This window comes from Limosilactobacillus reuteri (assembly GCF_034259105.1).
GTDB classification, from domain to species: Bacteria; Bacillota; Bacilli; order Lactobacillales; family Lactobacillaceae; genus Limosilactobacillus; species Limosilactobacillus reuteri_G.
This window is the reverse complement of the sequence record NZ_CP139478.1, coordinates 1,724,007-1,744,510: the sequence shown is the minus strand read 5'-3', so window position 1 is coordinate 1,744,510 and position 20,504 is coordinate 1,724,007. Positions and strand designations below refer to the sequence as shown.

Genomic DNA, 20,504 nt, shown 5'->3' with positions numbered 1-20,504 from the left:
ATATATAAAAAGAGGTTTTATACTTATGGTTTTAACAGAAGTTTATCGTAACGTAGATGATATTCCTAATATTGGTAGTTATCACATTGAAACTGCAATGGTTAAAAGTGATGATTTAATGAAAAATATTCTCCGGGTAAAGACAGATCATGGCAATGAATATGGCATTCGTCTCGATAATGAAGATCAAATTTTAGAGAATGGTTCTGCCTTTAAGCTTGGCGATAAGCAATTGCTTGTCTTGAGCGTAATCGCTGATGAAATGATTGAGATAACGCCACGTGATATTGATGAAATGGGTCTTGTAGCTCACTTCCTTGGCAATTTACACAAGCCAGTCCAGATTAAGGATGGTAAAATCTCACTGCTCCTCGATAAAGTTGTTATTAAAATGCTTGATAAGCATGATATCAATTATGAATTAAAGAAGGTTCAACTAGACCAACCACTTGAGTACCTCGATTTGACAAAGTAAGTAGGGATAGATAATGGAAAATGAATTAACAAAGAAACTCAACTATCTTGAAGTTTTTCAAATTTGTGATTCGACCTTCCCAATCGGTACATTTAATCACTCATTCGGAATGGAAAATTATCTGCGGACTAATGTGATTAAAAAAGCTCCTGAATTTCGAATTTGGCTTGAGAACTACTATCGTTCGCAATTTAGATTTGGTGAAGGCTTGCTCGTCAAGCTGTGTTATGAAGCAATTGATAAGCTTATTGAATATGATGACCAGATTACGAAATCGACTTTAGCAACTGAAACACGGAACGGGACAAAGCTAATCGCTCACCAAATGATTATTTTAATCGATAAAATTTACGGCGATAAGGTTCCGCACCTAAAAGAATATGCGAAAGCAATTGAAGATGGCAAAGCGTATGGAAACCCCGCAATCGTCTTCTCAATGTTTGCTCATTATAAAGGTGTTCCATTGATGGATGCGTTCTTAATGTATGGTTATAGTGTTGCTTCAACGCTGGTTTTGAATGCGGTTCGAGCAATTCCATTAGGGCAGCGTGAAGGACAAGTAATTTTAAACGACCTAATTAAGTTATTAAAGCCATTATATAAGCGGGTAATGAAATTAGATGCGTCCTACATTGGTGCTAATGCTCCGGGACTTGAGATGGCACAGATTAATCACGAAACACAAGAATCACGGTTGTTCATGTCTTAATTATTTTGGAAGGGAAGTTAAAATTTATGAAACGTGCAGTACGAATTGGTGTTGGTGGTCCTGTTGGGTCAGAAAAAACGCAATTAATCGAACGGCTTACCCGGCGGATTCATAATGATTATAATATTGCGGTAATTACTAATGATATTTACACAAAATGGGATGCCGAATATATGGCTAAAAATTCAGTTCTTGATGAAGATCGGATCATTGGGGTTGAAACAGGTGGTTGTCCTCATACTGCCATTCGTGAAGATGCTTCAATGAATATGGCCGCTGTGGAAGAATTAGAGCAACGGTTTAATAATGACCTTGACCTAATCTTTATTGAAAGTGGTGGAGATAACTTAGCTGCAACTTTCAGTCCAGAATTAGTTGACTTCTCAATCTACATTATTGATGTCGCTGAAGGTGAAAAGATTCCACGGAAAGCTGGACAAGGAATGATCAAGTCAGATCTCTTCATTATTAACAAGACAGACTTGGCTAAATATGTCGGCGCTGATCTTGACCGAATGAAGAAAGATTCAGAAAAATTCCGGAATGATGGCAACTTCCTCTTTACTAACTTAAAGAAGGATATTGGTTTTGATGGTGTTGTTGATTGGCTGAAGAAAGATGTATTACTTGAGGACTTGGAAGATGAAAAGTAAAGATTATGATGGCATGATCGACCTCGAATTTACCCATACGAAAGGGCGTAACTTTGCTAAGCGTACTTTCCGAAAAGGTAATTCATGGTTATCATTTTGCCAACCCAATAAAGATAACATTCCATATTACTTTCTCATAACAACAGGTGGCGGATACGTTGAGGGTGAAAAATATCATCACCAAATTACATTAGATGATAATAGTCACGCGATTGTAACTACCCAATCACCAACCTATGTTTATAAGTGTGAAAATCATCAAATGACAACTCAAGAGGATGATTTTCATCTCGGCAAGAATGCGATCTTAGAGTTTTATCAAGATGAAACAATTCCATATAAAGATGCATATTATCGTCAAACAACAACAATCGATATGGAAAAGGGTGCTAAGTTGATTTTAACTGATGGCCTTTCTAAAGGATGGTCACCAGATGGAGCACCTTTCCAATATGATGAAGTGGGTTTACAAACAAAAATTAACTATGATGGTCAGTTAGTTTATAACGATTATCTGTTGGTTGATCCAGAATCTGATCCAATGCAGGAAATTGGTTATTTTGAGGGTAAACTAAACTTCAATTCAGTTGTCATTATTGATGAAAATATTACGCAAAAGACGGTTGAAGAATTGCGGAAGTATTTGGAACAGTTTGACGTTAATATTCACTATGGTATTTTCCTGCTTGAAAAAGATGGGATGGTGCTGCGGTTATTGAGTGATAGTGCTTTTGAAAATCACAAATTAATGTGGAAGTTTATCAGTTACTATCGTGAAAAGATTCTTCACTTCTCTGAACTCAACTTGCGGAAGAGTGAACACCTTGAACGGGAACAAGCTTAGATAGGTAAATAGTGAATAAATATTGTTATCACAGATCTGCTCGCAGCTGGAGTTGGTGTATTTTGATGGATTGCGAAATCTACTGTCTGATGTATTAACCTCTGACTATTACTGGTGAGAAATCATTATGGCGAGGAGTTGTTGAAATAGGTTAAAAGGAGTGGGATTAGTGCATATTCCAGATAATTATTTGAGTCCAGCTACTTGTGCGGTAATGTTTGCAGTTGCTACGCCAGTGGTTGCGGTCTCAGCGAAAAAAGTAAAAGTGCAGTTAAAAGAACATCGTGAACTTGCGCCAATGCTGGGGATTGCAGCCTCATTATCATTTTTGATGATGATGTTTAATGTTCCAGTACCTGGTGGAACGAGTGCACACGCGGTTGGAGGTACGCTGCTTGCAATCTTAATTGGGCCATACGCGGCTAGGACTGCAGTTACAGTCGCACTAATCTTACAGGCGTTTCTCTTTGGTGACGGTGGAATTCTTGCCTTAGGTGCTAATATTTTTAATATGGCAATTATTATGCCGTTTACTGGTTATTGGATTTATAACTTTTTGCGTAAACACCACCATGCAAGCTTAGGAGCGATTATTGGTTCGTATTGTGGTATTAACCTTGCCGCTTTAATGGCAGGGTTTGAATTAGGAATTCAGCCATTAATTGCGCATACGGCGAGTGGTGCACCGCTATATAATCCGTATCCATTAGCCGTAACAATTCCAGCAATGGCGTTTGCCCATCTAGCAGTAGCAGGATGGATTGAGGCTTTCTTTACCTATGTTGTTTATGCTTTTGTCAAGAAAGTTGCGCCTGCTGAAATTTACAAGAATGGTCAGCAGAAAACGCCTAAAAAAGGCTCCCTTAAATATCTGGTATATGTCATTATTGGCTTAGTTGTCCTTTCACCAATTGGGTTGCTTGCTAGTGGAACGGCTTTTGGTGAATGGGATAAGACTGAGTTACTTCAACGCTTAAAATTAGAACATATTTCAAGTTCGGTACCTGCAGGGATGAATCATGACTTTAACTATACAGCATTGTTTGGTGACTATACGATTCCCGGAACGAGTTTGCCAATTGGCTACATTTTAAGCGCGATTACAGCAATATTAATTTTCTTCTTAATAAGTAAGGTGCTGATGGCAGTCTATGGTTCAACAAACAAAGCCCCAAATAAATAACCAACCTAAAAATAAACCAATAGAAAAGTTGCCAGTCTGGTTGATGAATTCAGAGCGGCATCAAGTTCCCCTAACAAAGGGGCGGTTAGTGCAAGATAACTTGAGCAAATTTGCCGCATTGGTTGCTTTTCTTACACGAATTACGCCGGTTTATTCTGCTAAGAATTCACCATGGGTTCGAATTGTTGAACTGATTGGTTTAACAATTTTGATCGTATTATCATCTCAAGTTATGTTTTTATGGTTAATGCTAATCCTGATGTTAGTTCACCTGCTTATTTTGCCTGGATCGGTAATAATTACAATTAGTAAAAAGCTTTGTAAATTATTGCTTGTTTCATTAGTTGTCCTTTTACCAAGTTTATTATTACAGGCAAATAATATTGGGTTATTTTTAGCGCGGATTGCACTAATCATGTTAAATATTTCCATATTCTTAAGTATTACTTCTTGGCCGCAATTCATTCAAGGATTGAAACAATTACATTTACCGAATGTCATCATTCTAACTCTTGATATTACAATGAAATATGTTTATACATTAGGTGTTTATATCCAGGAATTATTAAGCAGTATTAAATTACGGACATTTGGACAACACGTAAATCGGCGTGTTTTAGGCGTAATTATCGGCCAAGTATATCTATCAGCAAAGAAGCGAACCAGTGACCTTTACCAAGCAATGTTATTACGGGGATATAATAGTAATAATGTTGCGAGTTGGAGACTTAGTTGGAATAAATATGACGTTATTAGTATGGGAGAATTGTTACTAGCAATTGTTGCATACTGCTTAATACGAGGAGTGGTTGCATGATCAAAATAGCTAACGGAGCGTATACTTATGGAACGCAAACCGGTTTTCATGATGTAAATATCAATGTTAATCGTGGGGATGCGGTCTGTATCATGGGTCCAAACGGGTCTGGAAAGTCGACACTGTTAAAAACAATTGTTGGGCTATTTAGTTTGAAGAATGGCAAATATACATTTAATGACCAGACGATCGATAAGAAGTTCTTAAAAGATTCAACTAAAACTGGTCTATTTTATCAAAAGTTTGGCTTTGTCTTTCAAAATAGTGATATTCAATTATTTAATACCAGTGTAACTGATGAGATTGCATTTGGCCCCCAACATTTAGGACTTCCGCAGCATGAAATTGATCAACGAGTAAATGATTGTTTGAAACTTCTGAAAATTGAACGGCAACGTGATCGGGTTCCTTATCACCTTTCTGGTGGAGAACAAAAACTCGTGGCGATTGCGAGTGTTCTGGCAATGAATCCTGACATTGTAATTCTTGATGAACCCTTTAATGGTTTATCGCCAGAATATCGGGCATTGATAACTCAGATTGTTAACCAACTTCATCATGCGGGAAAAACAATTATTATTTCGAGCCACCATTTTAACCAGATTAGATCATTAGTAGACCGAGTTTATGTTTTTTCTGAAGATCATACTATTACCCGGGAAATAACTGCAGATCAATTGGAAGAAATGCCCCGCTTTATTGATTACTTAGATAATTTATAAAATGAGAGATGTTTGTAACAAAAAATGAACGCTAATGTTAACTATTAACATTTAGCGCTCATTTTTTATTATTTTAAACAAATTTATAGCCAAATCCCCGTACTGTGAGAAGATGAGTAGGGTGTTGAGAGTCATCTTCAAGTTTATCTCGGAGGTGACTGATGTGAATGTCAACGATCCGTGAAGTATCAAGAATATCATACCCCCAGACCCCATTAACGAGTTGATCCCGATTTAATACCTGTCCTTTATGATCAACTAAGTAAGAAAGTAATTGAAATTCCTTGGGTGTTAAAGCAATTGTTTTATCGTTTTTAGTAACAGTATAGGTTTCTTGATTAATTTCCCATGATCCAGTAGTTATTACTGGGTCATTTTTGGTTGTATTATCATCAGCTAATGAATGCATCTGTGGATAGTGGTAAGTCCACAAGCGTTGCTGAATTAAGGGGCGGAAAACACTGGGAAGGAGAGGAAATGCAATCACATCATCAACATGTGCCCGGTATAATTTCCGCTGAATGCGTTCCGTAAGGCGAGAAACAAAAACGGTAATTGGTCCTTGAACTTGCGACCGAATGAGGGTCATGGTAGCAATCGTGGTGTCTAAGCTTACTTCCGTCATATCCCACCAAATTCCGCTAATTTGATTTTTTTCTAAGGCTACTACTAAGCCAGTCGGAGTAGTCACGAGCTCATAGGTCCAGTGTTCTTTTTTACAAATAGCTTGTAACTGTTGGACGAGATCGTCTTGCTGGCTCATTAGCAAAAATTTATTGGTCATAATACTTTCTCCAAAATTTACATAACCTTTACATTACAAAGATTAAAAATTTACATCGACTTGCTATTCTCTATTTGTACCATACGAAATATATGAAAACAACTAATAAACAGGTAGGAATAGTAATGAAAAAAACGATTATCGGGGTTGTTATCGTCGCAATAGTTTGTTGGTTAGGTGGGTCATGGGTACTCGCTAAGCAACAACCATCACAAGAAAAAATTACCATTGTCGGCTCAACAGCTCTTCAACCATTAGCTGAAGCAGTTGCAAATGATTACCGGACTAAGCATCCCCAAACCAGCATTATTGTGCAGGGTGGGGGTTCAGGAACCGGTCTTAGTCAGGTACAAGCAGGAGCAGTAAATATCGGATCTGCTGATATCTTTGCTGACCAGCAAGATGGAATTAATGCCAATAAATTAGATGATAATATTGTTGCTGTTTCGGGAATAGTACCAATTGTTAATGAAGAGCTTGGCATTAAGAATTTAACAATGAAACAGCTTCAACAAATTTTTACTGGTCAAATTACGAATTGGCAAGAAGTTGGCGGACCTGATTTGCCAATTACAGTTATTAATCGTGCTCATGGGAGCGGAACACGGGTTGCGTTTGAACAGACGGTATTGAAACCGGGGATGCAGGCAGTAAATGCTCAAGAACAAGATTCAAACGGGACAGTCAAAGAAATTATTAGAAATACACCAGGGGCAATCAGCTATATTGCATTTGCTTATCTTAATGACCAAGTTCAGTCAGTTAGCCTTGATGGAGTAGCGCCAACTGCTGATAACATTACGACTAATAAGTGGCCATTATGGTCATATGAGCACATGTATACGCAAAAACAGCCATCCCAATCAACTGCAAATTTCATTAAGTATATGCAAAGCGAGAAAGTTCAAAAGACGCTTGTAACAGAAGCTCACTATATTAGCATTCATGATATGAAAGTTGAAAAAACACCAACTGGGAAAGTAACTGAAAGGAAATAGTACGATGGAAGACTTACGACAACGTTTGACACAGCCCTCGGTTGAAAGTAAGCAGGAAGCCTCAGGGAAAGTAATTAGTTATCTTGCAATTACTTTAATTGGGGGACTAGTGGCAACGATCTTAATCTTTTTAACTTGGAAAGGAATTGCCCTCTTTACTGGCAATCACTATTCATTGTGGGATTTTCTAAGTGGGATTAAATGGCGGCCAAGTGATCATGTATTCGGGGCCTTACCGATGATCGCCACTTCTTTTAGCGTTACTCTTTTGTCAGGAGTAATTGCTTTGCCGCTTGCCTTAGTAGTAGCTATTGCAATCACAGAGATTTTGCCATCAACCGCATATAAGTTTCTTCAACCGACCATTGAATTATTAGTCGGAATTCCATCCGTCGTATATGGCTATGTCGGTTTAACAGTAATCGTTCCCTTCTTACGTCGCTTTTTCGGCGGCACTGGCTTTGGGATTCTCGCTGCTACTTGTGTATTGTTTTTGATGATTTTACCAACAATGACCTCGATGACAATTGATAGTTTTAGGGCAGTTCCTAAACAATATCGCAATGCGTCTGCAGGGCTGGGGGCAACTCGCTGGCAGACGATTTTGCGGGTGATTATTCCGAGTGCTAAAAGCGGGATTTTAACTGCAATGGTATTCGGGATGGCCCGGGCATTTGGTGAGGCCTTAGCAGTCCAAATGGTAATTGGAAACACGACGGTAATGCCAACGGGATTGATGCATTCAGCGGCAACCTTGACTAGTGTTTTGACTACCGGAATTGGAAACACAGTCATGGGGACGATCTCAAACAATGCACTCTGGTCCTTAGCTTTAATTCTATTAGTAATGTCCTTGGCCTTCAATCTTTTAATGCGGCTCGTTAGCCGGAAAGGGGTAAAATAATGCGTCCAGAAAAAGTAGATCGGTTGGCAACCGTGATTATTTTAACTTTAACCGGTTTAGTAGGGTTAGTTTTATTTGCCTTGTTAGCGTACCTATTACTATCAGGAATTCCCCATATTTCTTGGCATTTCTTAACGTCAAGCGCTGAATCATTTAGAAGTGGTGGGGGAATTCGTGATCAATTATTTAATTCTCTTTACCTGGTTGTTTTAACATTAATCGTTTCGATTCCTTTAGCATTGTGTGCTGCCATTTACTTAAGTGAGTATGCACCAGATAATCGGTGGACAAACTTATTACGCTTGGCGATTGAAGTTTTAAGTTCATTGCCATCAGTAGTAGTGGGATTATTTGGTTACTTAGTCTTTGTTTTGCAATGGGGGTTAGACTTCTCCTTACTTGCGGGGGCACTAGCATTAACAATTTTGAACTTGCCGATTTTAACGCGGGCATGTGAAGACGCCCTTTGCCAAGTTCCTTATCTTCAACGCCAGGCCGGATTGGGATTAGGAATGTCAAAGTGGCGAGTAACAACTAAAATTGTTTTACCGGCTGCTTTACCGGGAATTATTACTGGAGCGATCCTAAGTGCTGGCCGTATCTTTGGGGAAGCTGCTGCCTTAATCTACACGGCCGGGCAGAGTTCACCGGCAATTAGCTATACCGATTGGAACCCATTTAGTCCTACCAGTTTCTTAAATCCATTACGACCAGCCGAAACTTTAGCTGTCCATATCTGGAAAGTTAACAGTGAGGGATTGGTTCCAGATGCCCGTGCTGTTTCAAATGGTTCAGCAGCGATTTTGATTCTAACAATTTTAATCTTTAACCTATTAGCTAGATATATTGGTTATTTAATTAAGCGACGACTTGCAAAGTGAGGATAAAAGAATGGAAAATTCAGTTGCTCTTGAAGTGAAAAATTTACAAGTATTATATGGTGACAAACACGTTGTTCATGATGTTTCAATGAAATTTCCGGCCAATAAGATTACGGCAATGATTGGGGCTTCTGGTTCAGGAAAGTCAACATTATTACGAAGTCTTAACCGGATGAACGATGACTTAGCAACGGTCAAAGGTGAAATTAATTTTCATGACTTGAATATTAACCAGCCTAAAGTTAATGTTTACCGGATTCGTCAACAAATTGGCATGGTCTTTCAACAACCGACACCGTTCCCCTTATCAATCTATGAGAATGTTATTTATGGATTACGGCTTGCCGGAGTAAAGGACCGGCAAATCCTTGATCAACGAGTAGAGGAGAGTTTGCGTCAGGCTGCTTTGTGGGAAGAAGTCAAAGATCACTTAAAAGAAAGTGCGCTCGCCTTATCAGGAGGCCAGCAACAACGGCTTTGTATCGCGCGGACGCTGGCAGTTCAACCAGAAATTATCTTGATGGATGAACCAACAAGTGCTCTTGACCCAGTTTCGACTTCGCAAATTGAAGATACTTTAGTACAATTAAAAGAGAAATTTACGATTATTATGGTTACCCATAATATGCAGCAAGCATCACGTTCAGCAGACTGGACAGCTTTTATGCACCAAGGAAAATTAATTGAATTTAACCAGACGACAGATATCTTTATGAATCCTCAACAACAACAAACGGCGGATTACCTTAGCGGAAAATTTGGTTAGGAGTGAAAACATGGGAGCAATTTTTGACGATGAATTAAAACGGCTGCGGAGCCACTTCATGGAAATGGGAATTGACGCTAGTGAGCAGATCTATCAAGCAACAAAGGCATTTACGGATCATGATGCGGACTTAGCAGATAAGGTTTTAGCAACTGATACAAAGATTAACGATGAAGAAATTCATTTGGAAAAACAGGCGTTGAAGCTAATGGCATTGCAAAACCCGGTTGCAACCGACTTTCGGAAAATTATCAGTATCTTAAAAGCTAGTACTGATATCGAAAGATTAGGAGACTATTCCACCCATATTGCCCGCGCTGCGATTACCTTAAGTAAATTTGAACATCATGAAGACGTCGAACAGCCAATTGAACAGATGATGATGATTGTTCGCAAAATGCTTGAACGAATCCTTGATGCTTATGTCTATACTGATGAGCAGGTTGCCTATGAGGTTGCTAACGAGGACTTGAAAGTTGATTTACTTTATGTGAAATTACAAAAAGAAATCATGAAAGCACTGGTTAAAGGTGGCGAAGATGTAAAAGCCTATGAAAGCTATTTGGCCGTTATCCGGAATTTAGAACGCGCTGGCGACCATATTGTTAACTTAGCAGAATGGATTATTTACAGTGGATCGGGGAAACTGGTCGAATTGAATCCAGGAAAGGCTGACCCAACGTTAGTCCGTCGGAAATTAACTGGAAATCAGTAATCTAATAAAAAGCAATCTCGAGGTCAAAGGATGACGCTGAGGTTGCTTTTTGATTAGAAAGCTTAAATATAGAGATTGCTTTGTAACTGCGTATTAATGAATATTCTATTTTTGGATCAAACAACAGCGCTTCTAAGAAGCTTCTAAGAATAATGAGAAACGCTAAAAGAGAATTACTAGGTTAAAAGTATTAGTGATATGAATCCAAGCAATTTAATCAATTTGATAAAGGAAGAAAAGTAGCTATAAAGTAAATTAAATAACTCAAATGATACCCCTAAACTTAGCTAACAAAGTAAAAAAACTCTGCTCCTTTCTATAAAAATTGATAAATAAAATCCAATGAAATAGTAGTTTATAAATAGCTATAAAATCATCGCTGCTGACCGTATGGGGTGTGATCAGGAATAATAAATTCATTTATTTTAAACAAATTTATCAAAATTTATTTATCACCCTTATCTTAGCCTTTTTTAATACCAATCACATAAAAATATTTATTTTTCTAAATTATAATATAATGAACTAGATATAATGAAAATTTTTAAATAAAAGCAATGATATTATCTATAAAATACCGAGGAGAATTTTAATCAGAGACAGACAAGGTAATTTATTATTTCTAAATTTAATTAGAAATAATGTGATATTGTGATGATAATCACTGCTGGAAAATAAGATAAATAGTAGATAAATAAGAAATTGTTGCGAAAAATATTTAATCATCCTAAATCTTAGTTAACATTTTCACAACAGGTGTGCTATAATACTTACAAACAAGAAATCCACTTGTTTTTTAAGTTAGATAAAAGACTCTTCATTGAAACAATGCATCCCTTTATCCAATTAACATCAGCAACATTATGTTTCATCGATGAGTTTACTAAGTTAAAAGTCTGATTTTTCCTGCACAGTTAAATCAGGCTTTTTTTGTTTGCCTTAATTATTGTGGTTTTGCTTATCAACGTACAAAAATAAAACATACCTTATATGAATACTTATAAATTTAAATATGAAAAAAAGTGATTTTTTGCAGGCGAATTTACCTGTTATAAAATGATAATTGTTTTCGCAAACAAAGCGTAATCCCTTGTTTATCAAGCTTTTAAACTAGTGAAATGCTGAAAAAGGAGTGCTAAGACATTAGCTGCTAATTTATAAGAAGAAGGGGAGAATATTTTTATGATTCGGCGACATGTTGTAGAATCGGGGTTTATTGCGCTTTGTGTAATATTGACTGCAATTGTGTTAATGATGTGGTGGGTATCCCAATACTCACATTTTATTATAACGGCGATGATGACTATGATCATTTTAGGCTTAGCGATGGGGAGTCTGGTGCCGAATATTGTTTTAACTTGGCTAGCGATCGGCCTAACAACTGTTGGTAGTGCCATTTTATTGCTAGGTTATGTGGTAATGGATAATTCGATCAAAATAATGCTACTGTTTGCCTTTCCAATTACCGCAAGTTTAGCGTATTTCAGTCGGTACATTATTGGTGAGTGGGGCTGGATTGACCGAAATCGAGCAGAGATAGAAAGCTATGCGATCCACTATAATCAAATAGTAAAACTTCAGACGGCCTATAATACTAATAGGATCTATGAAAAAGAACTTTAATTCATTATTAAAGAACAAATTACTGATTTATGGATTGATATTACAGCGATTCACTGGGTTCATAATCAACAAATACGGCGATTTCATCATAATGATTATAATTCTGCTCTTCAGCAAATTGCGAAAGTCTTAAAGCGCCGACGATTACCATCGGAGGCCTTGTACTATTTAGAAAGTGGCACTTTTTTAATTTTGTCATATCATTTACCAGATATTACATTTGCTTATCAAAACCAAAGCACGCGTTCGGGACTTGATGAATTACAAATTAATAATTCAAGACCCCAATTTAAATGGGGACATTTGAAAGTTGATGATATCAATGCGACTTCATTTAAGAACCTGGAAAGTGTAATGCGTCATATTGAAAGAGATATGGAAACAGACCTTGTCGTTGAATATTTAAGAGGGGTTCAGAGATAATGGTAAGGATTTTCTTTTGGTTGGCGCTTGTGATTACCCTGATCTTTTTTGTTCAGGCATTAATATTTGCTGTTCTTCAATGGGTGATTTATTTTCGCGTTGAACAGACAACACTAAATGTAAAAAGGGAAAGGAAAAAGCAATGATCGAGTTTGTAATGATTGTGACCCTGATCTCAATTTGGAGTTCGCTATTAATGTCATCTATTACATTAGGTGGGGCAGTTCACTTTTGGCTTGAACATAGTAGAAAAATCGTGGATATTGTCCAATTGAAACGATATCCAGTAATTACGATTGTCGTTCCAGCTCATAACGAAGAAGTAGTTATTGCTCAGATGACCCAAGCGATCCTTGAATTAAACTATCCAGCAGATAAGGTCGAACTATTAATCTTTGCGGATAATTGCAATGATCAAACTGCTCAACGGGCCCGAACAGTGTTACAGCTTCCAAAATATGAGAAAAGAAAAGCAAAGGTAATAGAACGTCATGGCAGCGGAGGGAAGGCCGGTGTCTTAAACGATGCCCTTAAATTGGCTCACGGTGAATATATTGGTGTTTACGATGCCGATGCAATGCCGGAAAAAAACGCCCTGTACTTCTTAGTACGAGAAATCCTCGAAAACCCAACACGGTACGTTGCAGCATTTGGGAGGAATAAGACACAAAATGCCGAACAAAACTTTTTGACAAAGTGCATCAATCAAGAAATTGTTGTTACCCAACGGATTCAGCACTGTGCAATTTGGCATCTATTTAAGATTGGTCGAATTCCCGGGACCAACTTTATCATTCAAAGTAAATATATCCGTTCAATCGGGGGTTGGGCAAATGGAGCCTTAACAGAAGATACTGATATTTCATTTAAAATTATGCAAAGTGGCAAACTAATCGCGTTAGCTTATAATTCAGAAGCTTTTCAACAGGAACCAGAGCGTCTGCATGATTATTATTATCAGCGTTTACGGTGGGCAAAGGGAAACTACCAAGTTGTCCTTAAAAATTTCAAGTATCTTTTTAGGAAGAGCAATTGGCGAGTAAAGTTAGAAACTTTTTATTATTCCTGTACTTTTTTCTGGTTTAATGCGGCAATTGTTCTTTCTGATGCAATCTTTTTAGCGAACGTAAGCTTTCGGATTGCTCATTTTTTTAATCCACGGATAATGATCCCCTTTACATTCGGGGAAAGCAACATCCTAATCGCCCAATTTTTGCTTTTTAATTGGTTATTAATGATAATCTTGTATATTTTGCAAATTACAACAGCAGCAGCTACGCAATTTGGGCAAGCGACGAATGAGCAAATCTGGCTAGCGTTTGCTTCATACTTTACCTATTCGCAATTATTTATAGTTGTTTCGATTCATGCGGTAATCTCAGTTGCACTTGATCAGCTATTGCGACGTGACGGAACAAAATGGGTAAAGACTAAGCGGTTTGCGGACTAATAAGGGGAATAGTTATGAAACGTCCAGTATATATTTGGCTTCTCACGCTTGTTGTTGCAGTTATTTATATTGCGACGCTCGCGTTTGTAAGAATAAAGAATCCTGAACATATTCAGTACGAAGATTATCGCCGATGGCAGGTAGCATATTTGGTCCACAAAAATAGTAAGCAAACTTTTGTTAATACCAGCAACGATCAAAAACATCCTGTTGCATTATCGGAAGGACAAGGGTACGGACTGCAAGTAGTATCTCGTGCTGCTGAAAAGGGCTGGGCAAGTGAAAATGATTTTGATAAGTCACTTAATTATTACCTTGTACATCGCGATTATGTTGGCATACACCATGACCAACTGACTTACTTAATGGCTTGGCGTCAATCTTATAATAAAAAGGGACAATGGGTTGATGATCATAACAGTGCGACTGATGGAGATCTTTACATCGCTGCGGCTCTTCACCGGGCAGCAAAAGTTTGGCCCCAAAAAGCACCTTATTATCATAAGTTAGAGCAAAAGATTGCTAGCGATATCTTGAAATATGAATATAACCCAACCACGCACATGTTAACAGTGGGTGATTGGGTTACGAAAAATTCTAAGTTCTATTATTTATTGCGAACTTCGGATGTAATGCCGACAGTTTTTGATCATTTATATGAATGTACTAACGATTCAAGATGGCAGACGATCAAAAATAATATGCTTGATCGCCTAATTGCATTAAGTAAACAGCACCAGACGGGACTAGTACCTGACTTTGCCTGGGCGCGACCAAGGAATACCAAGCCGGTTGGCCCTAACACGATTGCTGGAAAATATGATGGAAACTACAGTGCTAATGCTTGTCGGGTTCCAATGATGTTGGCGAAAAATAATGATCCGCGCGCCCAGAAAGTCTTAAATAAAATGATGAGGTTCTTTAGTAAACAGTATTATATTACGGCCGGCTATTCATTAACCGGTCACCAGTTAGTTAAATATCAATCAAATAGTTTTAGTGCGCCGATTTTTTATGCGGTTAGCTGCAATCGTAATGAAGGATATGATAACTTGTTCGCTAGCCAAAAACATATCTTCAGTAAACCCTTAACAGAGAAGAATTATTATGATGCCACCTTAACGACATTAGCTGCTCTCGAGGGGATGAACTAATCAATTCCTTCATCAGTACAAAGGCCTTGTTGATGTAACACCTTCATAATTTCATCGCGCTTAGTATGGTGTCGATCGAGTTTAGCCCCCGCAATCTGGTTGGTGAAGGAATCAATTCGTCGGTTAGCATCACGAAGGTCATAGTAGGTAGTAACTTCTTGATCATAATCGCTTAAATCACTGAGCTTGATCTCTTTTGGATAGTCATTATCAAATGCGATGAATTTTAATGGCAGGCGGGGCTTTAGTTGAGGTTCTTGGTTAGGTACGCCGATTTGTAAGCCTAAAACTGGGAAGGTCATTTTAGGAAGACTAAGAACTTCGATAATTTTTTGCGGATCATTTTTTATTGAACCGAGGGGAACTACGCCGAGGCCCATACTCTCGGCAGCAACAATTATGTTTTGGGCAGCCATGATTGCATCATCAAGGCCTTGAAAGAAAATATCAGCGGTATGTAAACGGCCATCATCCTTGCCCTTTTGCTGCCGTATTTGTTGGTTACGATAAAGGTCAACTAACAAAATGAACAGGTCACCATTTGCGCCGACATATGGTTGCTTACTGATTTCTCTGATTGCGGCACGTTTATCAGGATCAGTAATGTGCATAATTGACATCTGCTGCATAAACATACTAGTTGGCGTCTGACTAGCAACAGAGTAAAGAGTATTCAATTGTTCTGCTGAAAGGTTTGTTGGCTTAAATGCCCGAATTGTACGATGGTTTAATTGGTGCTTAATCGTTTCATTGGTCATAAAAAAGACACTCCTTTATACTAATTGAAGGGAGTGGGACAAAAGTAGAGATATCTGATGTCTCACTCCCTCAGTTTTTTAAAGTAAATGTTGTTCTTCCATTAATTCGCCAATCCAATTCTTTTTAACTTTCTTAAGTAATGGTTTTTCGATAACCTTTGGAATTGGCAAGTCCATTTCTTCAAACGGCTTTTTATCATTCATGTAGTACATAGCGCGCATTAATTCACGGATGTCATAGATTGAATTAAAGACTTCTGGTACCCCGCGATCAACGTTGAGGAGACTATAAACAGCTTCCATCGCCGTCCGGACTGAATATTCAGTTGTAAAGACGGTATCCCGAGTTGGCGATTCGGCAAAGTTACCAATGAAGGCGAGGTTAGCTGACCCCTCAGGAACAACATCAGGACGATCACCTTTTACCCGCGGCATAAAGTAGCTAGTAACAAATGGCATATAAACAGGGACGGTATTAACCGACTCTTCTTTTGCTAAATCGTCAATTAAAGCTTCTGGAACACCGAGATGGTAGAGCCATTCTTTAGTAATTTCTTCCCCAGTACAGTCAACAATTCGTTTCTTGATATAATTACCTTCTGTGTCAGAATAGAGACCATAGATCCACACAATGGTTTCATTTGGTTTTTGGCTCTTAAAATGAGGTTGCCGGTGGATAGTCCAACTCATCATCTAATTAGAATCAGTGACAGTAATAATTCCACCAGTATTTACCTTTCCATCATGAAGGTCACGCTTTGTTAGTCGTTCAATGTACGGTTCAATTTGTGGATTCTTAACGGTCGCAGTCGCGGAAATAAACCAGCTGCGGTTAGGAATGTTTTTACAAAAGACGTCCGGATGACCAAATGCTGGTGATTGTTTAGCGATGTTTTCCCATAATTTCCAGCTACCGCCAAGGGCACGAGTTGGTTGTGCTACCTGATGATGACTTCCATAATTTGAACTTTCCGTGATTGAGCCATTCGTAACAAATACCAGATCATCGTCAGTTAAGTTGATGGTTTTATCTTCGCCGCCTTGCTTAAGAACAATCTTTTTAGCGTGCTTTTCACCATTCTTAGTATCAACTAAGACGTTTTGGACTTGGGTATCATATTCAAACTTAACACCATGATCTTTAAGGTATGCAAGCAATGGTTTGGTCATTGATTCGTACTGGTTGTACTTATTGAATTTAAGAGCAGTAAAATCAGGCAAACCGTCAATATGGTGGATAAATCGCATTGCGTACCGTCGCATTTCTGCTAAAGAGTGCCACTTCTCAAAAGCAAACATGGTTGACCAATAAATCCAAAAGTTGCTCTTGAAGAAGTCCTCAGAGAAGTAATCACTGATCGTTAAATCGCCGAGCTGGTCTTCAGGTGTAAGGATTAGTTTCATTAATTCCTTAGTTGACTTTCCAAGAAGATACTTGCCGTCAGTAGGAACCTCATTGCCCCGTTTATAAGTTAAGCGACAATTTGAACTATTTGGATCATCCTTATCTAACCAATAATATTCATCAAGATAAGATGCACCAGGGATTTCCAGAGATGGAATTGAACGATACATATCCCACATACATTCAAAGTGGTTTTCCATTTCTCGTCCGCCACGAGTGACAAATCCAACATCAGGGCGATCTTGACCATCTAGCGAACCACCAGCGATTGGTAATTCTTCAAAAATATGGATGCTTTCGCCTGGCATTTGAGCGTCACGAATTAAGAAGACAGCCGCAGAAAGGCCTGCTAAACCAGCACCAACAATGTAAGCATGTTTTTTATCCACTCCCGCCGGCTTACGGGGACGAGCAAATGCTTCATAATTTCCGTTTGAATAGTACATAAAAAGGTCTCCTTTCAGGAAAAGCAATCGGGTAATCTACAATTATATTGTAGCGCTTTCCTTAGATGATTTCTCGGGAAATAAAATAATGGTTTAGAATTTAACAAAAACGCTTATAATTAGTTGAGTAATATTAATACAAGGAGGGATAAAAGTGATTGAAATAAATAGACATAAATATACATTTCCCAAAATTCTTACATTTGGGTTCTTAATTGTTATTTTTATGGGAACGATTTTACTCTCCTTGCCGTTTGCAACACGACCAGGAGAAACGACAAATTTTATGACTGCTTTCTTCACTTCAACGAGTGCAACCTGCGTAACTGGATTAACTCTTGTTAGTACAGCCCATCACTGGACATTATTTGGCCAGATTGTGATTGCAATATTGATGGAAGTGGGAGGCTTAGGTTTTATGACGTTTGCAGTCATGATGTCGTTACTGGTCCGGCAACGAATGCGAATGTCAACACGATTATTAACTCAAGAATCCCTTAATCTTGACCACTTATCCCAATTGAACGTGGTTTACCTTATTATTCGGCTTTCATTACTTATCCAATTAGCGGGTGGAATATTTTTATTTTTTGACTTTTATCCGCGTTACGGACTCGGTAAGGGAATATGGTTTAGTATTTTTCATTCAATCTCAGCCTTTTGTAATGCCGGCTTTGACTTGTTTGATAATAGTATGGCAAATTATGCTAATGACCCTTATATGCTATGTGTGCTTGCTGTTTTGATTGTTGCCGGATCATTAGGATTTTTAGTATGGAAAGATATCCTCAATTATCCTAAATATCACCGGCTATCCTTGCATACTCAGTTAGCGTTACGTACTGGAGCAGTTTTATTCGTTGTTTCTGTGGTTGTTTACTTTATTACCGAGAAAAACTTAGCACAATTAAGTGATAAATTAAGTTTTTCCAACCGTATTCTCAATACTATTTTTATGGCAATCACGCCACGAACTGCCGGTTTAATTACTTTTCCTTATACTGATTTAAGTGCTGCCGGCCTCGCGTTTACGGTTATTTTGATGTTTATCGGAGGAACGCCGGGGTCAACTGCTGGTGGGGTTAAAACCACAACAATCGGTCTATTAACGATTCAGAGTTTTGCAACTTTGCGTGGACAGCGAGACACGACATTTGCTCATCGCCGGTTTACCCAAGAAAATATTTATCGTGCTTTGACATTACTGTTTGTTGCTTTATTTATTTTGCTTGTATCAATTTTGGTGCTTGTTGAAACACAGGATTTGCCAAAACATGATTCGTTGGCGTATGTTACTTTTGAGGCAGTGGCAGCCTTTGGGACAACTGGAATATCGTTGGGAATTACAACCCACCTTAATTTATTAGGTCAATTTATTATAATGTTTTTAATGTTTGTGGGCCGGGTAGGAATTTATACTGTAATGTTCTCAATCCTAAATGCAAGTACAGCAGCGAAGAATTATCGTTATCCAGAGGAGAGTGTGTTAATTGGCTAAAAAAGAAAGTTATGCTGTTATTGGAATTGGACAATTTGGAGCCTCAATATGCGAAGCTCTAGTTCAAGCTGGGCAAGAAGTATTGGCGATTGATTCTAGTGAAGAAGTTGTAAATGAATTTGCAGGGTCAGTTATGCGGGCGGTAATTGCGGACGCGCAAGATGAGGATGCCCTGCGTGACCTTGATATCGGTAGTTTTGACCATGTTTATATTTCAATTGGAAAAAATGTTGAAGCAAGTATCATGGCTACGCTAATTGCCAAAGAACTCGGGGCACCAGATGTAATCTGTCGGGCCGAAAATGTTAATCATGCGCGCGTTTTAGAACGTATTGGCGCTGATATGGTTGTTCGACCAGAGCATGATTTAGCTAAGCGGCTTATTTTCCAACAACTTAATCCAAGCGTCATCGATTATGTCACCTTAAGTAAGGAAATAACTTTGGCGGAAGTAAATATTAATAATCCAAAGTTCTTCAATAGGACTTTAGACGAACTGGATTTTCGTAATCGTTATAATGTCAATGTGATTATCATTGTTAGTAAGGATGATGAAGTTAATCAAATGCCGCAAGCTAATGATGTTATTCAACCCCACGATAAAATTACAGTTGTTGGAAACTTGAAGGATATTCGTAAATTAAACGATATTGTTAGTTAAAATAATGGGTGAAGAGAATTGATAGCCGGAATTGGGATCGTAATTGTTATAGTTGCTGGGATAATTGGATGGTTGATCTGGCAAAGGCAACAGGTCTGGAAAAAGATAAGTGCTGATTTATCGATACGCGGGGATGTTCAAATCCTTGATATGAGCATCGGTAATGGAAAAACGTTTATTAACCTTGCCAAGCAATTGACTACTCCAGGGAAAATCATTGGGGTGGTTACAAATGAAAAGCAGGAACAAAAATTAAAAGAACTGATCAAAGAAGAGGCAGTAGCTGATCGCGCGAAAGTAGAATCGACTGATATTACTAATTTGCCTTTCGTTGGTCATCAGTTTGACTATGTTTTAATTAATAACCTTCAGCAAGTAAGACCAGCAATTACGCAGGGACGTATTTTACAAGAAGCGATAAGGATCCTCGATTTTAAGGGAACCATAGTGATTACTGCTACTACTGTGCAACGTTATCGGCAACTACTGGAATATTATCAGTTTAAAGATATTAAAGTTAAACAAATGGGTGGACAGCGCGTGATGATTGCGCGACGAAACTAAAATAAAGAAGCAGGGTTTGGAATGAAGTGCCCTACAATTGTTAGACAAGAAATCTAATGATTGTGAGGCAC

General features: G+C 38.2%; 19 protein-coding genes and 2 pseudogenes. 18 read left to right on the top strand and 3 right to left on the bottom strand.

The window, feature by feature from the left end:
- Nucleotides 1-25 precede the first annotated feature (25 nt).
- From SH603_RS09710 to SH603_RS09680, 7 genes are all read left to right on the top strand, one after another.
- Nucleotides 26-475: an urease accessory protein UreE gene (locus tag SH603_RS09710; protein ID WP_003664737.1), complete on the top strand. Its 450-nt coding sequence runs from the start codon at nucleotides 26-28 to the stop codon at nucleotides 473-475.
- 13 nt (nucleotides 476-488) lie between these two features.
- On the top strand, nucleotides 489-1,184 hold the full coding sequence (locus SH603_RS09705) for an urease accessory protein UreF (RefSeq protein ID WP_321533900.1): 696 nt from the start codon (nucleotides 489-491) through the stop codon (nucleotides 1,182-1,184).
- A gap of 26 nt (nucleotides 1,185-1,210) precedes the next feature.
- On the top strand, nucleotides 1,211-1,837 hold the full coding sequence (gene ureG / locus SH603_RS09700) for an urease accessory protein UreG (protein ID WP_169472862.1): 627 nt from the start codon (nucleotides 1,211-1,213) through the stop codon (nucleotides 1,835-1,837).
- Nucleotides 1,827-2,681, top strand: coding sequence for an urease accessory protein UreD (locus tag SH603_RS09695; protein WP_169472863.1), 855 nt, complete (start codon nucleotides 1,827-1,829; stop codon nucleotides 2,679-2,681). Before ureG ends, SH603_RS09695 begins: the two co-directional genes overlap by 11 nt.
- Before the next feature lie 169 nt (nucleotides 2,682-2,850).
- Nucleotides 2,851-3,864 (top strand): cobalt transporter CbiM, encoded by a 1,014-nt coding sequence (gene cbiM / locus SH603_RS09690; protein ID WP_169472864.1) that lies wholly within the window; start codon nucleotides 2,851-2,853, stop codon nucleotides 3,862-3,864.
- Nucleotides 3,833-4,681, top strand: a complete 849-nt coding sequence (locus tag SH603_RS09685; protein WP_003664730.1) for an energy-coupling factor transporter transmembrane component T — start codon at nucleotides 3,833-3,835, stop codon at nucleotides 4,679-4,681. The genes cbiM and SH603_RS09685 overlap by 32 nt, the downstream gene beginning before the upstream one ends.
- Nucleotides 4,678-5,403, top strand: coding sequence for an ABC transporter ATP-binding protein (locus tag SH603_RS09680; RefSeq protein ID WP_321533899.1), 726 nt, complete (start codon nucleotides 4,678-4,680; stop codon nucleotides 5,401-5,403). The genes SH603_RS09685 and SH603_RS09680 overlap by 4 nt, the downstream gene beginning before the upstream one ends.
- A gap of 73 nt (nucleotides 5,404-5,476) precedes the next feature.
- On the opposite strand, the gene SH603_RS09675 is transcribed toward SH603_RS09680, so the two are convergent.
- A complete protein-coding gene (locus tag SH603_RS09675; protein WP_085679065.1) occupies nucleotides 5,477-6,187 on the bottom strand; it encodes a winged helix-turn-helix transcriptional regulator in 711 nt (236 codons plus the stop codon).
- Between the two features lie 125 nt (nucleotides 6,188-6,312).
- Between SH603_RS09675 and SH603_RS09670 the strand changes: the two genes are divergently transcribed.
- From SH603_RS09670 to SH603_RS09635, 8 genes and pseudogenes are all read left to right on the top strand, one after another.
- Entirely contained in the window at nucleotides 6,313-7,185 is an 873-nt protein-coding gene (locus SH603_RS09670; RefSeq protein WP_165929373.1) for a phosphate ABC transporter substrate-binding protein, read from the top strand.
- Nucleotides 7,186-7,189: 4 nt separating this feature from the next.
- Nucleotides 7,190-8,089: a phosphate ABC transporter permease subunit PstC gene (gene pstC, locus SH603_RS09665; RefSeq protein WP_169477448.1), complete on the top strand. Its 900-nt coding sequence runs from the start codon at nucleotides 7,190-7,192 to the stop codon at nucleotides 8,087-8,089.
- Nucleotides 8,089-8,970: a phosphate ABC transporter permease PstA gene (gene pstA / locus SH603_RS09660; protein ID WP_169472867.1), complete on the top strand. Its 882-nt coding sequence runs from the start codon at nucleotides 8,089-8,091 to the stop codon at nucleotides 8,968-8,970. Before pstC ends, pstA begins: the two co-directional genes overlap by 1 nt.
- 10 nt (nucleotides 8,971-8,980) lie before the next feature.
- Entirely contained in the window at nucleotides 8,981-9,736 is a 756-nt protein-coding gene (gene pstB / locus SH603_RS09655) for a phosphate ABC transporter ATP-binding protein PstB (protein WP_085679053.1), read from the top strand.
- Between the two features lie 10 nt (nucleotides 9,737-9,746).
- Nucleotides 9,747-10,451 carry a phosphate signaling complex protein PhoU gene (phoU, locus tag SH603_RS09650; RefSeq protein WP_169472868.1) on the top strand — a complete coding sequence of 235 codons (705 nt, stop codon included), beginning with the start codon at nucleotides 9,747-9,749 and terminating at the stop codon, nucleotides 10,449-10,451.
- Between the two features lie 1,182 nt (nucleotides 10,452-11,633).
- Nucleotides 11,634-12,497: pseudogene (locus SH603_RS09645) on the top strand (hypothetical protein).
- 142 nt (nucleotides 12,498-12,639) lie between these two features.
- On the top strand, nucleotides 12,640-13,947 hold the full coding sequence (locus tag SH603_RS09640; protein ID WP_169477445.1) for a glycosyltransferase family 2 protein: 1,308 nt from the start codon (nucleotides 12,640-12,642) through the stop codon (nucleotides 13,945-13,947).
- Nucleotides 13,948-13,961: 14 nt separating this feature from the next.
- Nucleotides 13,962-15,101, top strand: a complete 1,140-nt coding sequence (locus tag SH603_RS09635; protein WP_321533898.1) for a glycosyl hydrolase family 8 — start codon at nucleotides 13,962-13,964, stop codon at nucleotides 15,099-15,101.
- On the opposite strand, the gene SH603_RS09630 is transcribed toward SH603_RS09635, so the two are convergent.
- Together SH603_RS09630 and SH603_RS09625 are read right to left on the bottom strand one after the other, a co-directional pair.
- Nucleotides 15,098-15,859, bottom strand: coding sequence for an NADPH-dependent oxidoreductase (locus SH603_RS09630; protein WP_169471442.1), 762 nt, complete (start codon nucleotides 15,857-15,859; stop codon nucleotides 15,098-15,100). The two genes, SH603_RS09635 and SH603_RS09630, sit on opposite strands and share 4 nt — an antisense overlap.
- A 78-nt stretch (nucleotides 15,860-15,937) precedes the next feature.
- A pseudogene (locus SH603_RS09625) lies at nucleotides 15,938-17,710 on the bottom strand (oleate hydratase).
- 154 nt (nucleotides 17,711-17,864) lie between these two features.
- On the opposite strand from SH603_RS09625, the gene SH603_RS09620 reads away from it, so the two are divergent.
- From SH603_RS09620 to SH603_RS09610, 3 genes are read left to right on the top strand one after another with little or no spacing between them, the layout of a single operon-like run.
- The gene (locus SH603_RS09620; RefSeq protein ID WP_168240647.1) at nucleotides 17,865-19,208 is read left to right on the top strand and encodes a TrkH family potassium uptake protein; all 1,344 of its coding nucleotides are present in this window, start codon (nucleotides 17,865-17,867) and stop codon (nucleotides 19,206-19,208) included.
- Nucleotides 19,201-19,869 (top strand): TrkA family potassium uptake protein, encoded by a 669-nt coding sequence (locus SH603_RS09615; protein ID WP_321533897.1) that lies wholly within the window; start codon nucleotides 19,201-19,203, stop codon nucleotides 19,867-19,869. The genes SH603_RS09620 and SH603_RS09615 overlap by 8 nt, the downstream gene beginning before the upstream one ends.
- An 18-nt stretch (nucleotides 19,870-19,887) precedes the next feature.
- A complete protein-coding gene (locus SH603_RS09610; protein WP_169471439.1) occupies nucleotides 19,888-20,433 on the top strand; it encodes a class I SAM-dependent methyltransferase in 546 nt (181 codons plus the stop codon).
- Nucleotides 20,434-20,504 lie beyond the last annotated feature (71 nt).

What these genes read in the sequence shown, in the direction of transcription:
- SH603_RS09695 (WP_169472863.1), top strand. Translation starts at nt 1,827, where the DNA reads ATGAAAAGTAAAGATTATGATGGCATGATCGACCTCGAATTTACCCAT.
- SH603_RS09705 (WP_321533900.1), top strand. Translation starts at nt 489, where the DNA reads ATGGAAAATGAATTAACAAAGAAACTCAACTATCTTGAAGTTTTTCAA.
- phoU (WP_169472868.1), top strand. Translation starts at nt 9,747, where the DNA reads ATGGGAGCAATTTTTGACGATGAATTAAAACGGCTGCGGAGCCACTTC.
- SH603_RS09675 (WP_085679065.1), bottom strand. Translation starts at nt 6,187, where the DNA reads ATGACCAATAAATTTTTGCTAATGAGCCAGCAAGACGATCTCGTCCAA.
- pstB (WP_085679053.1), top strand. Translation starts at nt 8,981, where the DNA reads ATGGAAAATTCAGTTGCTCTTGAAGTGAAAAATTTACAAGTATTATAT.
- SH603_RS09670 (WP_165929373.1), top strand. Translation starts at nt 6,313, where the DNA reads ATGAAAAAAACGATTATCGGGGTTGTTATCGTCGCAATAGTTTGTTGG.
- pstA (WP_169472867.1), top strand. Translation starts at nt 8,089, where the DNA reads ATGCGTCCAGAAAAAGTAGATCGGTTGGCAACCGTGATTATTTTAACT.
- SH603_RS09680 (WP_321533899.1), top strand. Translation starts at nt 4,678, where the DNA reads ATGATCAAAATAGCTAACGGAGCGTATACTTATGGAACGCAAACCGGT.
- ureG (WP_169472862.1), top strand. Translation starts at nt 1,211, where the DNA reads ATGAAACGTGCAGTACGAATTGGTGTTGGTGGTCCTGTTGGGTCAGAA.
- SH603_RS09635 (WP_321533898.1), top strand. Translation starts at nt 13,962, where the DNA reads ATGAAACGTCCAGTATATATTTGGCTTCTCACGCTTGTTGTTGCAGTT.
- SH603_RS09685 (WP_003664730.1), top strand. Translation starts at nt 3,833, where the DNA reads ATGGTTCAACAAACAAAGCCCCAAATAAATAACCAACCTAAAAATAAA.
- SH603_RS09640 (WP_169477445.1), top strand. Translation starts at nt 12,640, where the DNA reads ATGATCGAGTTTGTAATGATTGTGACCCTGATCTCAATTTGGAGTTCG.
- SH603_RS09710 (WP_003664737.1), top strand. Translation starts at nt 26, where the DNA reads ATGGTTTTAACAGAAGTTTATCGTAACGTAGATGATATTCCTAATATT.
- SH603_RS09630 (WP_169471442.1), bottom strand. Translation starts at nt 15,859, where the DNA reads ATGACCAATGAAACGATTAAGCACCAATTAAACCATCGTACAATTCGG.
- pstC (WP_169477448.1), top strand. Translation starts at nt 7,190, where the DNA reads ATGGAAGACTTACGACAACGTTTGACACAGCCCTCGGTTGAAAGTAAG.